The sequence below is a fragment of the Paenibacillus sp. Y930 genome (assembly GCF_056786375.1).
Genome location: NZ_JBXCIX010000001.1, coordinates 952,111 through 966,201, shown reverse-complemented (window position 1 = coordinate 966,201; position 14,091 = coordinate 952,111). Strand labels below are relative to the sequence as shown.

The following is a 14,091-nucleotide window of genomic DNA, read 5'->3' as shown; positions in this document are numbered from 1 at the left end:
TAGTTCGTATAGCAGGCGGCATAATGGCTCATGCTAAGTTTGCAGTTATTTGCGAATATGTTAGGAGGATGAAGTGAATGCAACCGATGTCGAGCAAAGAACTTGAGTATGTGATTGATTCCATATCGAATGAGGATTTGTTGTTACGTCAAACTGCTGCAGTTGTTGCAGCATCAACTCACCCAGCGTTGAAAAGTTGTTGTGAAGCGATGGTGCAAACTCATCAAGATCATTATAATACGTTGATGAAATCGATTGAGCAGCATCAGGCAGTAGCACCTATCGGCATGAATTAATTTTCATTACGATCATTTATGATGTAACGGAGGGAAATCAATGACTACAAATACCAATCAAAAGTCTATGCTAACTGAGGAAGATCTTGCGGGTACAGTACTAGCGGATTTAAAACGAGTCGTTCGTGAATATGCAACTGCGGCAACGGAATCAAATTGCCCGACGATTCGACAAATGTTTACTGAGCTTTTGAATAAAACGTTAACGATGCAAGGTCAACTTTATACCGTAATGTCTCAAGTAAATATGTATCAAGCACCTTCTGTTGCTCCGAAAAAGGAGTTAGACAAGCAGTTGCAATCCTATTCTACGCAACAACAGCAAACTCAAAGTTGGTTACAGATGAATAGCTTAGCTAATCAACATCAGACGGCGCCATTGTACACTTCAATGCATTAATAGTGTGAAAACGGCAGTAAAATACGATTTGCAGTAAAAAAGACCCTAATAGGGTCTTTTTTATCTTTGCAGAACGTATCTATTCAGTGTAAAATAACGTACATAGCTTTGTTGCTATACACCACAGGTAAGTGGGAAGGAGTAAATTCATGTTAGGAATTAGTGAGTTTCAATTAAAGGTGCTTGAGCTTTTGCATGAGGACGCCAGAATCAAGCCGGAATTAATTGCGACGATGCTTGACGTTGCCGTTGAGGAAGTTCGTGAGGCCATCGCCGCCCTTGAGCAAGACCATGTCATCGTGAAATATGCAACGATTGTGAATTGGAGTAAGATGAATGACGAGAAAGTTACGGCTTTAATCGAAGTACAAATTACACCAGAGCGTGGACGTGGTTTTGATCGTATTGCCGAAACGATATACTTGTATCCAGAAGTTAAGTCGCTGTATCTAATGTCAGGGGCTTATGATTTACAAGTTGAGATTGAAGGAAATAGTTTGAAGGAAGTTGCTTCCTTCGTTTCAAATAAATTATCAACAATTGAAGCAGTTTTATCTACTAAAACATACTTTATACTTAAAAAATATAAACAGGACGGCATTATCTTCGAGGAGCATGAAAGTGATCATCGTATGATGGTGTCCCCATAAGAAGGGTGAACGTGATGACAAACGAAGCATCGCAAGTATCATCCGTGCCAGTACAAGCTAGATCAATGAAAGATTTCTTGAATCCATCCGTAAGAGATATTAAGCCTTCAGGTATTCGTCGTTTTTTTGATCTGGTTAGTACGCGTAAGGATGTCATTACACTTGGTGTAGGGGAACCTGATTTTGTAACACCTTGGCATGTTCGTGAGGCTGCAGTTATGTCTCTAGAACGAGGGAAAACTCAATATACTTCAAATGCTGGTATGCCAGAATTAAGGGATGCAATCGGCGCTTATTTAGATAATAGTTTTCAAGTGGAATATAATCCAGCGGATGAGATTTTAGTTACGGTGGGTGGTAGTGAGGCAATTGATCTTGCCTTGCGTGCGTTAATATCTCCAGGAGATGAAATTTTAATTCCTGAACCTTGTTATATTTCGTATTCGCCAATAACGGTTCTTAGCGGAGGAGTTTCTGTAGGGATTGAAACTTTTGCGAAGGATCAATTCAAATTGACGGCAGAATCGTTGAAAAAGTCAATTACTCCAAAATCTAAAGTTCTTATTCTTTGTTATCCAAGCAATCCAACCGGTGGTATTATGACTTATGAAGATTGGTTGCCGATTGCGAAGGTAGTGGAAGAGAATGATCTTATTGTCATTAGCGATGAAATTTATGCAGAATTAACATATGGTTCAAAACATGTTAGTTTTGCAGCGATACCTGGTATGAAGGATCGTACTATTCTTGTTAGTGGATTTGCGAAAGCATTTGCGATGACAGGCTGGCGTATTGGTTATGCTTGTGGTCATACAGAAATTATTTCAGCGATGCTGAAAATTCATCAATACACTGTAATGTGTGCGCCGGTCATGTCACAATATGCTGCATTAGAGGCGTTAACAAATGGGCTTGAGGAAAAAGATAAGATGATTGAGTCATACAATCAGCGTCGTCGTCTTGTTGTGCAAGGGTTCCGCGAAATTGGACTTCAATGTCACGAGCCTCAAGGTGCATTCTATGCATTCCCATCGATTGCTTCTACAGGATTAACGAGTGAACAATTTGCTCAGCGTTTGCTTGAAGAAGCGAATGTTGCTGCTGTTCCTGGTGATGTATTCGGCCTTGGTGGTGAAGGCCATCTTCGTTGCTCTTATGCAACATCAGTAGCTTCATTAACAGAAGCGATTGAACGTATCGGTAATTTTGTACACAAACTGAAGTAATAGCTAAATGTACAAGTAGGCTCGACATATATGTCGAGCCTATTATTTACGTAAATGAAAAGTTGAGCTGGAGCTTACGAAGCGACTTTTCATTCGCTAGTAGTATATCAAGAAGTATCATGAAAAGTTGAGTAGATGCTTACGAAGCGACTTTTCATTCGCTAGTAGTATATCAAGAAGTATCATGAAAAGTTGAGCTGGAGCTTACGAAGCGACTTTTCATTCGCAAGATGTAAATCAAGAAGTATCATGAAAAGTTGTAGGAGGGGTCATATGAAGCTGTACACTAGAGGTGGAGACAAAGGGTTGACAAGTTTAATCGGTGGTCGCGTGTCGAAAACTGATGCTAAAGTTGAAGCGTATGGTACGATTGATGAGTTGAATAGTTTTGTAGGTCTTGCAGCGGCTCAGGCTGAAATCTTTGAGCCTACACAAGCTTTGGGCATAGAGCTGTATGAGATTATGCAAGAGCTATTTGATACTGGTTCTGATCTTGCTTATGCGATTGAAGGTCAAACATATAAGATGACAGTAGAACCGATTGAACGGTTAGAGCAATGGATTGATGCACATAGTGCAGCAGCACCGGCATTAACGAAGTTCATCCTACCTGGTGGCTCTCAGCTTGCAGCGACGTTACATATATGCAGAACGGTATGTAGACGTGCAGAAAGGCGTGTTGTTGCGCTAGCAGAGCAGAGTGAAATTAATGAGCAAGCTCTTGCTTACTTGAATCGTTTGTCTGATTATTTTTTCGCGGCGGCAAGAATTGCTAATATGCAATGTGGAACTAAAGATACGGAATATGTACGTAGCGCGAACGTATTCCAAGGGAAGAAAAAATAATGACAACACCAAGATGGACAGGGCGAGTTGTGAAACATCTTGCTGATGCTACTGCGACCTCTGTTATATATGGAACAACTGAAAATTTAGAATTACTAGATCAATATTATGCTCCTTTATCTGTCGTTGTACGTCAAGAGGATGAAGGGAAAAAGATCCGAGAAGTACTTGAGAAATATTATAAAGTATCCGGAAAATTACTTGCACAAGTTCGTCTAACGGAATATGGCTTAACGATCAATGAAGAAAGAGTTTATACTTCAGCACCTGTTCAGGCAGGGGAGGTCGTGAGGCTAAGAATGCAGCGTGAGGAATCGACTGATATTTTACCGCAGGAGATGCCGCTCGAGATCATTTATGAAGATGACTACTTGCTTATTGTCAATAAACCTGCTGGAATCGTTGTTCACCCCACTCATGGACACTATACGAATACGTTAGCTAACGGTGTCGTTCATTATTGGAAAAGTAAAGGTGAACGCTTTCGCTTTAGACCTATTCATCGATTAGATGAAGAAACATCGGGCATTGTTGCTATAGCGAAAAATGGTTTTATCCATCAGCAGCTTTCGGAGCAAATGCAGCAGGATGACTTCGATAAGCAATATGTAGCATTTGTATATGGGGTTCCTTCGCCAGCAACAGCCTTGATTGATGCGCCAATTGATCGTGATAAGGCTCAGCCTCATCTGAGAGTTGTTTGTAAGGATGGGGACGGATATCCATCGCAGACTAAATATACTGTCTTAGAAAGCGTAGAATTGTCTCGGGTAACATCTAAATTGTCATCTTTGAAGTCTGAATCATCTTTTGTGAAGTTCGGAGAGTCAGAGTTACTGTCTATCGAACAGCGAAATGATCATCAGAATGATGCGCTTTCGCTTGTTCGTATGAAGCTATATACAGGTAGAACTCATCAAATTCGTGTTCATATGAGTAGCATTGGCCATCCGCTAGTTGGTGATAAATTTTATTGTGATCCGACCGTGCAAATAGAGCAGATCGAACAACTTATTACAAGACATGCATTGCATGCAGAAAAATTAGCGTTTACTCATCCGATAACGAAGCAGTACATGGAATGGACGGCAGCTATGCCGGCAGACTTTGAACAGCTACAGATTATGATGAAGAAAGGGAATAACTATGACTAAGCGATTAACGATTTATGAATATCCGAAATGTGGAACTTGCCGCAGTGCAGTAAAATCTTTGAAAGCATTAGGTAGAGAACTAGAACAACGTCATATTGTAGAAGCGACACCTACCGTAGATGAGCTCAAGCAATTACTTGAGATTAGTGGTGTAGACTTGAAGAAGTTTTTCAATACTTCAGGGGATGTATATCGTGAGCAAGGATTGAAGGACAAGCTCCCATTGCTTAGTGAGGATGAAAAGCTAGCATTACTAGCTTCGAACGGCATGCTCATTAAACGACCGATTGTAACGGATGGTGAAACAGTAACCATCGGCTATAAGCAAGAGAACTATGAAAATGTTTGGGGCTTGAAGTAATGGGTGACAACATCAAGAGTAGAAAAACACAGTTATTATCAGAACTGGGATCTTCTATATTCTCAGAAGTTGCCGCGTGGAAACGTGAAGCAGTAGCTCAAGGTATCGACGTTATCGATCTTGGAATCGGTAGTCCAGATCGAGCTCCTTCATTGAAGGTTCGCCAAGCATTATCACAATTTGCGCTACAAGAAGATATGTACGCCTACCCTGCATTGAAGTCGGGCTTACCGTTTCGCGAGAAAGCAGCAGAATGGATGAAGCACCGTTTTGGCGTAGCATTAGACGCCGCAACAGAAGTTTGTACGATTGCAGGTTCACAAGATGGTCTAGCACATTTAGCGATGGCAATTGCCCCGCGAGGCTCCATTGCTATCGTGCCAGATCCAGGATATCCAATCTATACAGCATCACTTGCACTTGCAGGGGTAGAACCCTATTTCATACCTTTAGTAGAAGAACATCAATATTTACCACAGCTTGAAACTATTCCGCAAGAAGTATGGGATCGCGCGGCGTTCATTCTATTAAATTATCCGAACAATCCGATTACAGCTGTTGCAAATCTAGCATTTTACGAATCATTAATTACGTTTGCTAAGCAACATAATGTACTTGTTGTTCACGATCTTGCTTACTCAGAAATGGGATACGATGGATTTATGGCTCCTAGTATTATGCAAATAGATGGTGCTAAAGATATTGCTGTGGAATTCCACTCTTTATCAAAAAGCTTCAATATGGCAGGCTGTCGTATTGGCTTTATGGTTGGAAATGCAGATGCAGTTGGTGCGCTATCAGAATTGAAAGCTAATATTGACTATGGTGTTTTCGACCCTGTGCAGGAAGCTGGAATTGTCGCACTTGATGAAGCGATGTATAGTACTGATTTTGTTCGTTCGGGTGATGTATATCAGCGCAGAAGAGATCAGTTTATAAGAAGTTTACATGAAGCTGGTTGGCAAGTGACCTCACCGCAGGCGACGATGTTTGTATGGGCAAAACTACCAGAACTAGCTAATGGAGATATGACGAATACGAGCTGGAGCTCACGTCGCTTTGCCAAGCAACTGCTAGCAGAGACTGGTGTCGTCGTTATTCCAGGAGATGCCTTTGGTACTCAAGGTGAAGGCTATGTTAGAATAGCGTTAGTAGAGAATGAACAGCGCTTGGTGGAAGCTGCAATAAGACTGGGCTCATTTATAAAACAGAAGAGGAAGTAGAGCCTTTATTGGAAGTGTAATTAAACTTTATTTGAAATGAATGATAGAAAGAGGTTGGCTGTACTATGTCACAGAAGCAAAAATATTTACTCGTTGACGGAATGGCAATATTATTTCGTGCTTATTTTGCAACATCATTTACCGGGAAAATAAGAAGAACAAGTCAAGGTGTACCAGTGAACGCCGTTCACGGATTTGTTCGATATTTTCTAGATGCCATTCAAACGTACAAGCCTACCCATGTGATATGCTGTTGGGATATGGGATCAAAAACGTTCCGTAGTGAGCAGTACACGGAATATAAAGGAAATCGTCCACCAGCTCCAGAAGATCTTATTCCGCAATTTGATCTTGTGAAGGAAGTTGTGAGTAGTTTTGATGTACCTAATATCGGTATTGTAGGCTATGAGGCTGATGATTGTATCGGCACATTAGCAAAAACGCTTGGACAAGATCATGAAGTTATTATTGTAACGGGCGATCATGATATGCTGCAATTGATCGACGAGTCTGTTTATGTTGCAATTATGAAAAAAGGTATCGGAAACTATCAGCTATATACAATTGCTAGTTTGCTAGAGGAGAAGCAATTGACTCCGGCGCAAATTATTGATGTTAAAGGATTAATGGGCGATACAGCTGATAATTATCCTGGCGTTAAAGGTATTGGAGAAAAGACGGCTCATAAGCTAATACAGGAGTTTGGGTCTATTGATCAATTACTAGAATCATTAGATAAAGTATCGGCAACGATTAGTCGTAAAATAGAAGCGGATCTTGATATGCTTCATTTGTCTCGCCAATTAGCAACGATTCATTGTGAAACTCCGCTTGAACCATTAGTTGAAGAGCAATGTGTGTGGTGCTTTGATAAGCAAAATGTTTACGACAAGTTCGAAGAGTTAGAGTTTGGGAGTCTAGCTAAGTTAGTAGACGGAGTAACACTAGCTGAAGTTTAGCTAGCGGAAGTTCAAAATCGCCAACTGTGATCACGCAGTAACGTGCAGTAGTGTACTCGGCATCGAATCGCCTTCGCACTTTGACTAGTTCTCGGAGCGCCCTTTTATTGCTCCACTAGGTATAAAGATATATCCAACTCACTGTAAGAGGTAGAGAATAGTAGAAAATTGTAGATTACCCAGACCAACCCTCGTAACGAATACCTCATAATTAGGAAGTTAGATGCTGGTAGTTATAGGTGGAAGGTTAATACTAGTAGTAAAGTTGCGAAATTTTAGTATACTTGACCTAGATGATCTTGTATAATAGGCATTAGTTAACCACTTGAGATATTTTATACAGAGGGGAGCGACTGAATAGTGAAAGTGGAATTTATTAACCCCTTTTTGGATTCAGCCAAAATGGTTATTGAACAAGTGATACAGGTACGTCCTTCTACTGGTCAAGTATCTGTTAAGGATATTAAGTTTATAGAAGAGTACATTTGGATTCATATCGGACTAAATGGTCAAATGAATGGCAATATTATATTTGGCCTAAAAGAAGTTGTTGCTTTGAAGATAATCTCTGCAATGATGGGCGGTTACGTCATATCGGAACTTGATGAAATGGGAAGAAGTGCAATTTCGGAACTAAGTAATATGATTAGTGGAAATGCAAGTACTATTTTATCCAATCAGGGAATGTCAGTAGATATTACGCCTCCAAAAATTGTGGAAATGGCACAAGCAGCTGGATTTGGTGGTACTAAAGCTTTAACGGTACCATTAATCATTGAAGGCATTGGAGAATTGGATATTCAAGTTGTAGTTCAATAATATATTAGCTCCCTGAGAGGGAGCTTTTTTCATGCTTGCGATGAGGCTAGATAGACGATATCATCTGCAGCATATTGTATATATGAAAATTGCAATCTAGCAGTTTTCAATTTTGCTTTCTCAATTATTATGAAGTACACTGTTGGTGGGTGATATAGATGCTTAATGATAAAGTAATACTCATTACTGGTGCCTCAAGCGGCATTGGTTCACTTCTTGCCGAGCAAGTATCTGCTTTAGGTGCAATAACGATACTGACAGGAAGAAATGAACAACGTCTAACTCTCGCGTTAGAAAAAATATCAGGGCGAGCTGCGATCTACGTCATGGATGTGCAGAATCTAGCTAATATTGAATCGACAGTAGATCATATTGTTGCTACTTATGGAAAAATTGATATATTGATTAACAATGCAGGTTATGGAAAATTTGATAGTATTGAAGATTTATCAGTTGCAGAATATGAACAAATGATGGACACAAACTATATGGGAATTGTACGATGCACAAAAGCTGTACTTCCGATTATGGAACGTGCTGGTAGCGGGCATATTGTTAATATAGCATCATTAGCAGGAATGATCGGGAATGCCAAATCAACCTCCTATGCTGCAACGAAACATGCGGTACTAGGGTTCACTAATTCATTACGAATGGAACTAAGGGGCAAACCAATCAAAGTTTCTGCAGTTAATCCTGGTCCGATAAACACCGAGTTTTTCCATATTGCTGATCCTGATGGCAATTACGTTAAAAATATTTCATGGCTTATTATGCAGCCTGAATATGTAGTTAAGCAAATCATTAAACTTCTCTATTCGCAGCGTGCAGAGCTGAGTCTACCACGTATTCCGGCCTTTGGATTAAAGTTGTATCAGCTTTTTCCAAGAGTCATCGACAAGGTAGCAGGTAAATGGCTCAATAAAAAATAACATCAAAGGGCCCTAATGGGCAAAGAGAGGATTTTAATATGTCTAGTACGAAGTGGACAGAACTTGGAATTAATGAAGTACTAAGTTCAGAGTTAATAAAGCAAGGTATTGTTGACCCGACCGAGGTGCAACAACAAGCGATTCAATTATTGTTAGAAGGCAAAGATATTTCAGTCAAATCGCAAACGGGTAGTGGTAAGACATTGGCATTTTTGCTGCCTATTTTGCAAACTATTAATGTTGACTCAAAAGCGATTCAAGCTGTAGTACTTGCACCTACTCAAGAGCTAGCGATGCAAATTTTCCGTGTGGCTGAGAGTTATGGAGAGCTGCTAGGTGTTAAGGCTCAACAATTAATTGGAGGGGCTGCTACAAAGCGTCAAATTGAAAAATTGAAGCTCAATCCGCATATCGTTATTGGTACACCTGGTCGTATGAATGAATTAGTTAAGAGTAAACGTCTGAAGCTTCATCAAGTTAAGTATCTAGTTATCGATGAAGCAGACCAAACATTTGAGCTAGGCACACCTACAGATACTGAGAATTTACTATTCAGTGTTAATAAGTTTCGTCAAACTGCATTTTTCTCTGCTACGTATCCAGAAACAACAATGTCCAGATATGAAGGTCGTTGGATGAAACAACCTCATCATATTATGATTACACCAGCAGAAAAAGTAGCAAGCTCCATCGAACATTTCTATGTAGTATGTGATCAACGTTCTAAGCTAGATACAGCAAGACGATTGCTTCGCACCGTGAATGCTTCTTCCGCACTGTTATTCGTCAATGATACGAATCAAATTTCCAATTGGGAAACGAAGATGAAATATGAAGGATTCAAGATCGAATCGTTATTTGGTGAAGCTGATAAACAACGTAGATCAGCGACATTAACTGCGTTCCGCGAAGGCAAGCTTGATGCGATATTATCTACTGATGTTGCTGCTCGTGGTATCGATATTATTGATCTACCTTTAGTTATTCAGATTGAGCCAGCTGTCGATGCTGATCATTATGTTCACCGAGCAGGTAGAACAGGTCGTATGGGGAAATCAGGTCTAGTTATATCTATTATTACGCCACATGAAAAGTTCATTATGGACAAATTCATGAAGCAATTGAATATTAAGATTGAAGAAAGAATATTGTTCCGTGGTAAATTGTTGAATGAAGCTCAAGTAGCTGAAGCAACGAAATACAAGCCAGCGGAGAAGTCGATTCCTCGTAAGCAGGCAGCAGCTTTGGATCGACCACAAGCGAGTGTTAGCAAGGGGAAACAAACGGATACGATCAAGTCTACTCCATTAAAAGGAAGTTCGACTGCTAACGATAACAGTGGAATTAACAAAGCTCAAGAAACAAACCAATCAAGTGAAGAACGTCAAATTTCCACTTCGAGCAATTCCTTTATTAGCAATAATGGTAGTGTGAAAAAAGACAAAAAAACTGGTCCAATTGCAAAAGCTAAATCAAAGAAAAAAGCAAATAGCGGTAAAAATAAAGGTGCTCCTAAGTGGTTGAAAGAAAAGCGACAATCTACTGATAACTAAGTAATACGGTGGATTTACTCTGCTATTAAACTACCTAAGACATGTAAGGTTAAAGAGTAAAAGCAATTTGCTTTTACTCTTTTTTTGATATTCATGTAGAAATTAGGTATGCTTATATGAAGAAAAGAATGAGGTGAACGAATGAGTACAGTATTAAGTGTTGAACAATTAAGTGGAGGATACAGTCCACGTAAAGCGATCATTCAAAATATTAATTTACATATTGAGTCAGGTGAGATGATTGGTCTTATCGGAGTTAACGGGGCTGGAAAAAGCACCACAATTAAACATATTCTTGGATTAATGACTCCTCATAAAGGAACCATTATGATTAATGGGACGACCTTGCAGGATGATGTTGAAAAGTATAGAAGTGGTTACACCTATGTACCGGAAACACCTGTTCTTTTCGAAGAGTTAACGGTAGAGGAACATTTGCGCTTAACAGCGATGGCATATAGTGTCCCGCAGAAACAATATGAACAACAGGTTGAACAATTACTTCAACGTTACCATATGGAGAAAAAGCGTAAAGCAGTTACAGCCCATCTATCCAAAGGGATGAAACAAAAGGTAATGATTATGAGTGCTTTATTAGCAAAACCGTCTTTATTCATCATTGATGAGCCTTTTCTCGGTCTTGACCCACTAGGGATTCGTTCCTTGCTTCAGGAGCTTGAGGAAGTGAAGAAAAATGGTTCATCGATTTTAATGAGCTCACATATACTTGCAACAATTGAACACTATTGTGATAGATTTCTCATGCTAGATGGTGGTCAAGTGGTGGCACAAGGAACATTACAGCAAATGCTTGATCAAGCTAATCAAGGGGGAGGTCAAGCGAGAAACCTAGAGGAAGCCTTCTATGAATTGTTAAATGGAGGGGAAGTCTGATGTCATCTGATGTGGTACATTTATGGCAGAAACGAAAGCATGCTTTCATGAAAGAAGTTTTTCCATATATTAATTATATGATGCGGAGTGGATTTCCGGCTTTTCTTTCGCTCATTGGTATTGTGAGCATTATTCAATATGTTAATTTAATCAATAATGTACCGGAAAATTTCCCGTTGGAACTCATTGGTGCGCTCGTGCTCACACCATTAATAAGCTATAGTCCTCTGCGTACATGGTTGAAAGAAGCAGATACGATATTTCTTATGCCGATGGAGCATCGCTTGCATTCGTATATGAAAAAGTCTCATATTCGCTCATTGCGAAATGGCTTCATTTATCTGTTAATTGTTACATTGATATATTGGCCGTTATATCGTCAAACCGATGCTTATCAACCGATAATATTTATAACGGTACTCGTATTGATGAAAGCTGTGAATCATGTACTGGCTTGGCAGGAACGCCAGTTGGTCTGGTCAATGAATCGGAACATTATGCGATTATTCCGTTGGCTGTTAATGTTTATGTTATTGCTGGGTTGGCTACTTTCAAGTCACTGGGGTATGTTATGTCTTACGGTTATTGTAATCGCTATGCTAGCTACTCTCTATAGAGTGACGAGTAAGCAACAATTTCCATGGGATCGCTTAATTACAGAAGAACAAATCACGATGCGACGCCTCTATTCATTTTTTAGTTGGTTCATTGATGTACGTGTTGGTCCACCTATTGTGAAGCAAAGAAAATATTTGAGCTGGATTATTCCATTCGTACCATATCGGAAGCAATATACATTCGTATATTTACATTTGATAACGTTCGTACGTACTGAAATCGGTGGTATTTGTATAAGATTACTTATTCTCGGTGGACTTGTTAACTACTTAGCGGCTACAGGTAATGGCATCGATGGATGGGGAACAGTTATTAGTTATATACTGTTTGGTATAATTATAACATTGCAAATAGGCTCATTACGCAAAGTACATCGCTACGCGATTTGGAAAGATATATTCCCGATGCAGTTAAAGCTTCAGCAACAACAGATCATTATGATCGATCGAATATTAAGCTATATGTTGCTTTTTGTTCTACTAATGACGACGACTCCGATGTGGAGTGGACATGGTTCACAAGTTATTGTAATGATTGCGTTCGCCATACTATATCCGATCGTTCGTGCTTTCAATATGAAACGCAAGCTCGAAAAAGAAGTCGATGATCTCGATTAATAGATACAATTAAAAAATCGACGCCTGGTAAAATCCAAGCGTCGATTTTTTGTTGTAAGATGAACGTTCATCGTATAAAAATATGATTAAGCTTGTTCTGTCAGTTCAACAACTGCTTTGTAGATACAATCAAATAAGTCTTCTAGCTGTTCGCCTTCGATGCAAGAGAAGGCAACACGAAGATCGGTATCTCCAAGTGCAATCGTTCCGATACCGTATTTGTCTAGAAGTAATAGACGAACAGCGTCAGCAGTTACATTGGAAAGCTTCAAGCACATAAAGTATCCAGAGTTAAACGGATAGTATTGCAATGCATCGCCATAGCGATCGCTATCTAGCAAGCCTTTTACAATGTTCGCACGATTTTTCATAATCTCGAATTTTTCGGCTTTTTGAGCTTCGAATTCAGGAGATTTAAGTGCATGCAAGACAAAAGTTTGAGATGGATGAGGACCACTTGAAATTGTAGAGCGAATAATGCCCATCGTTTTTTGTTCAAGTGCTGCAAGTGTTGTTTTGGAAGATGATGCATAAGTAATAAAGCCTACACGGAAGCCCCATACATATTCTTCTTTTGTAGCACCATCAATTTTAACTGCAAGTACATTAGGATGAAGATCAGCTAATTTGCTGAACAAAGATTCTTTCATTGAATCCTCGAAGAACAATCCGAAGTAAGCATCATCAGTTACTGCAACAACTTTAATACCTTCTTCAGCTGCCGCTTGAATTGCAGCAACAATAGCAGCGCCGTCTCGATCATCTGGCGTATAACCAGTTGGATTATTAGGGAAGTTTAAGATGACGATAGCTTTACCTTTGCCCTTTTGAGCAAGCAATGCTTCGCGTAAACCATCACTATTGAATCGTTGATCTTCATTATATAGTGGATACTCCACGATTTCAGCATTACGACGAACACCGAAAGTTAATTCATAGTTCTCCCAATTTTTATTCGGGATAATAACAGCGTCCCCTGTATCGGCAAATAGATCAGCAACAATACTTAGACCATGCGTTAATGCATTCGTTACGATTGGATTGCTAATCTCAGCTTGTACAGCAGCTAATGAAGGATTATCTTTTACCATTTTTTCACGCCAAGCAGTACGAAGTTCCGGCTTACCTGCAGGAGGAGCATATTCGTAAATATCTTTAGGATCATAAGCGCTTAAAGTATCTTGGATAACTTTAAGGTGCATTGGCTTGCCACCTTCAGTTGCAATACCAATTGTAGCATTATACTTTTTTGCTTTAGCCTTTGCTTCTGCAGATTGGCTAAGAATACCTTCTTTCGGGAAGTAAATTGCTTTCCCTAGATTAGATAACATGTCATAGACAGCGGGACTTTCTTGTTGCAGCGTCTCATTAAGTTGCTGAGCTAATGGGTTCATGGACTTCATTCCATCCTTCCGAAATCAATCATATTTATAGGTTAGTGCAGTCGCACATATTATAACATTATTACTGCAACTAGACCATGAACAACTGAAAAAAGTTTCAATCAAGCAATTTGCATTAATTTTCTGTTGAACCTTTCGCA

General features: G+C 39.6%; 15 protein-coding genes. 14 read left to right on the top strand and 1 reads right to left on the bottom strand.

What is annotated here, in order from left to right; translation table 11 throughout:
• The first annotated feature begins 77 nt into the window (after positions 1 to 77).
• From AC1TO5_RS04590 to AC1TO5_RS04525, 14 genes are all read left to right on the top strand, one after another.
• Positions 78 to 296, top strand: coding sequence for a hypothetical protein (locus AC1TO5_RS04590; protein WP_482061589.1), 219 nt, complete (start codon positions 78 to 80; stop codon positions 294 to 296).
• Positions 297 to 336: 40 nt separating this feature from the next.
• On the top strand, positions 337 to 696 hold the full coding sequence (locus tag AC1TO5_RS04585) for a spore coat protein (protein WP_482061588.1): 360 nt from the start codon (positions 337 to 339) through the stop codon (positions 694 to 696).
• Between the two features lie 149 nt (positions 697 to 845).
• Positions 846 to 1,346, top strand: coding sequence for an Lrp/AsnC family transcriptional regulator (locus AC1TO5_RS04580; protein WP_482061587.1), 501 nt, complete (start codon positions 846 to 848; stop codon positions 1,344 to 1,346).
• Between the two features lie 65 nt (positions 1,347 to 1,411).
• The gene (locus AC1TO5_RS04575) at positions 1,412 to 2,572 is read left to right on the top strand and encodes an aminotransferase class I/II-fold pyridoxal phosphate-dependent enzyme (RefSeq protein WP_482061823.1); all 1,161 of its coding nucleotides are present in this window, start codon (positions 1,412 to 1,414) and stop codon (positions 2,570 to 2,572) included.
• A gap of 273 nt (positions 2,573 to 2,845) precedes the next feature.
• Positions 2,846 to 3,418: a cob(I)yrinic acid a,c-diamide adenosyltransferase gene (locus AC1TO5_RS04570; protein WP_482061586.1), complete on the top strand. Its 573-nt coding sequence runs from the start codon at positions 2,846 to 2,848 to the stop codon at positions 3,416 to 3,418.
• On the top strand, positions 3,418 to 4,572 hold the full coding sequence (locus AC1TO5_RS04565) for an RluA family pseudouridine synthase (RefSeq protein ID WP_482061585.1): 1,155 nt from the start codon (positions 3,418 to 3,420) through the stop codon (positions 4,570 to 4,572). Before AC1TO5_RS04570 ends, AC1TO5_RS04565 begins: the two co-directional genes overlap by 1 nt.
• Positions 4,565 to 4,933, top strand: coding sequence for an arsenate reductase family protein (locus tag AC1TO5_RS04560; RefSeq protein WP_482061584.1), 369 nt, complete (start codon positions 4,565 to 4,567; stop codon positions 4,931 to 4,933). The genes AC1TO5_RS04565 and AC1TO5_RS04560 overlap by 8 nt, the downstream gene beginning before the upstream one ends.
• Positions 4,933 to 6,156, top strand: coding sequence for an aminotransferase class I/II-fold pyridoxal phosphate-dependent enzyme (locus AC1TO5_RS04555; RefSeq protein WP_482061583.1), 1,224 nt, complete (start codon positions 4,933 to 4,935; stop codon positions 6,154 to 6,156). Before AC1TO5_RS04560 ends, AC1TO5_RS04555 begins: the two co-directional genes overlap by 1 nt.
• A gap of 65 nt (positions 6,157 to 6,221) precedes the next feature.
• Complete coding sequence (locus AC1TO5_RS04550; protein WP_482061582.1) at positions 6,222 to 7,115, top strand: 5'-3' exonuclease; 894 nt, start codon at positions 6,222 to 6,224, stop codon at positions 7,113 to 7,115.
• 360 nt (positions 7,116 to 7,475) lie between these two features.
• Positions 7,476 to 7,934 carry a chemotaxis protein CheX gene (locus AC1TO5_RS04545; protein WP_482061581.1) on the top strand — a complete coding sequence of 153 codons (459 nt, stop codon included), beginning with the start codon at positions 7,476 to 7,478 and terminating at the stop codon, positions 7,932 to 7,934.
• A 158-nt stretch (positions 7,935 to 8,092) separates the two neighbouring features.
• Entirely contained in the window at positions 8,093 to 8,866 is a 774-nt protein-coding gene (locus AC1TO5_RS04540) for an SDR family NAD(P)-dependent oxidoreductase (protein WP_482061580.1), read from the top strand.
• Positions 8,867 to 8,904: 38 nt separating this feature from the next.
• Complete coding sequence (locus tag AC1TO5_RS04535; RefSeq protein ID WP_482061579.1) at positions 8,905 to 10,419, top strand: DEAD/DEAH box helicase; 1,515 nt, start codon at positions 8,905 to 8,907, stop codon at positions 10,417 to 10,419.
• Positions 10,420 to 10,560: 141 nt separating this feature from the next.
• A complete protein-coding gene (locus AC1TO5_RS04530) occupies positions 10,561 to 11,313 on the top strand; it encodes an ABC transporter ATP-binding protein (protein WP_482061578.1) in 753 nt (250 codons plus the stop codon).
• On the top strand, positions 11,313 to 12,548 hold the full coding sequence (locus AC1TO5_RS04525; protein ID WP_482061577.1) for an ABC transporter permease: 1,236 nt from the start codon (positions 11,313 to 11,315) through the stop codon (positions 12,546 to 12,548). Before AC1TO5_RS04530 ends, AC1TO5_RS04525 begins: the two co-directional genes overlap by 1 nt.
• Before the next feature lie 86 nt (positions 12,549 to 12,634).
• Here AC1TO5_RS04525 and AC1TO5_RS04520 read toward each other — a convergent pair whose 3' ends face one another.
• On the bottom strand, positions 12,635 to 13,942 hold the full coding sequence (locus AC1TO5_RS04520) for an aminotransferase class I/II-fold pyridoxal phosphate-dependent enzyme (RefSeq protein ID WP_482061822.1): 1,308 nt from the start codon (positions 13,940 to 13,942) through the stop codon (positions 12,635 to 12,637).
• Positions 13,943 to 14,091: the final 149 nt, after the last annotated feature.

Coding starts and splice junctions, on each gene's coding strand:
- AC1TO5_RS04575 (WP_482061823.1), top strand. CDS start 1,412: ATGAAAGATTTCTTGAATCCATCCGTAAGAGATATTAAGCCTTCAGGT.
- AC1TO5_RS04520 (WP_482061822.1), bottom strand. CDS start 13,942: ATGAACCCATTAGCTCAGCAACTTAATGAGACGCTGCAACAAGAAAGT.
- AC1TO5_RS04555 (WP_482061583.1), top strand. CDS start 4,933: ATGGGTGACAACATCAAGAGTAGAAAAACACAGTTATTATCAGAACTG.
- AC1TO5_RS04540 (WP_482061580.1), top strand. CDS start 8,093: ATGCTTAATGATAAAGTAATACTCATTACTGGTGCCTCAAGCGGCATT.
- AC1TO5_RS04565 (WP_482061585.1), top strand. CDS start 3,418: ATGACAACACCAAGATGGACAGGGCGAGTTGTGAAACATCTTGCTGAT.
- AC1TO5_RS04590 (WP_482061589.1), top strand. CDS start 78: ATGCAACCGATGTCGAGCAAAGAACTTGAGTATGTGATTGATTCCATA.
- AC1TO5_RS04580 (WP_482061587.1), top strand. CDS start 846: ATGTTAGGAATTAGTGAGTTTCAATTAAAGGTGCTTGAGCTTTTGCAT.
- AC1TO5_RS04525 (WP_482061577.1), top strand. CDS start 11,313: ATGTCATCTGATGTGGTACATTTATGGCAGAAACGAAAGCATGCTTTC.
- AC1TO5_RS04550 (WP_482061582.1), top strand. CDS start 6,222: ATGTCACAGAAGCAAAAATATTTACTCGTTGACGGAATGGCAATATTA.
- AC1TO5_RS04570 (WP_482061586.1), top strand. CDS start 2,846: ATGAAGCTGTACACTAGAGGTGGAGACAAAGGGTTGACAAGTTTAATC.
- AC1TO5_RS04530 (WP_482061578.1), top strand. CDS start 10,561: ATGAGTACAGTATTAAGTGTTGAACAATTAAGTGGAGGATACAGTCCA.
- AC1TO5_RS04535 (WP_482061579.1), top strand. CDS start 8,905: ATGTCTAGTACGAAGTGGACAGAACTTGGAATTAATGAAGTACTAAGT.
- AC1TO5_RS04585 (WP_482061588.1), top strand. CDS start 337: ATGACTACAAATACCAATCAAAAGTCTATGCTAACTGAGGAAGATCTT.
- AC1TO5_RS04560 (WP_482061584.1), top strand. CDS start 4,565: ATGACTAAGCGATTAACGATTTATGAATATCCGAAATGTGGAACTTGC.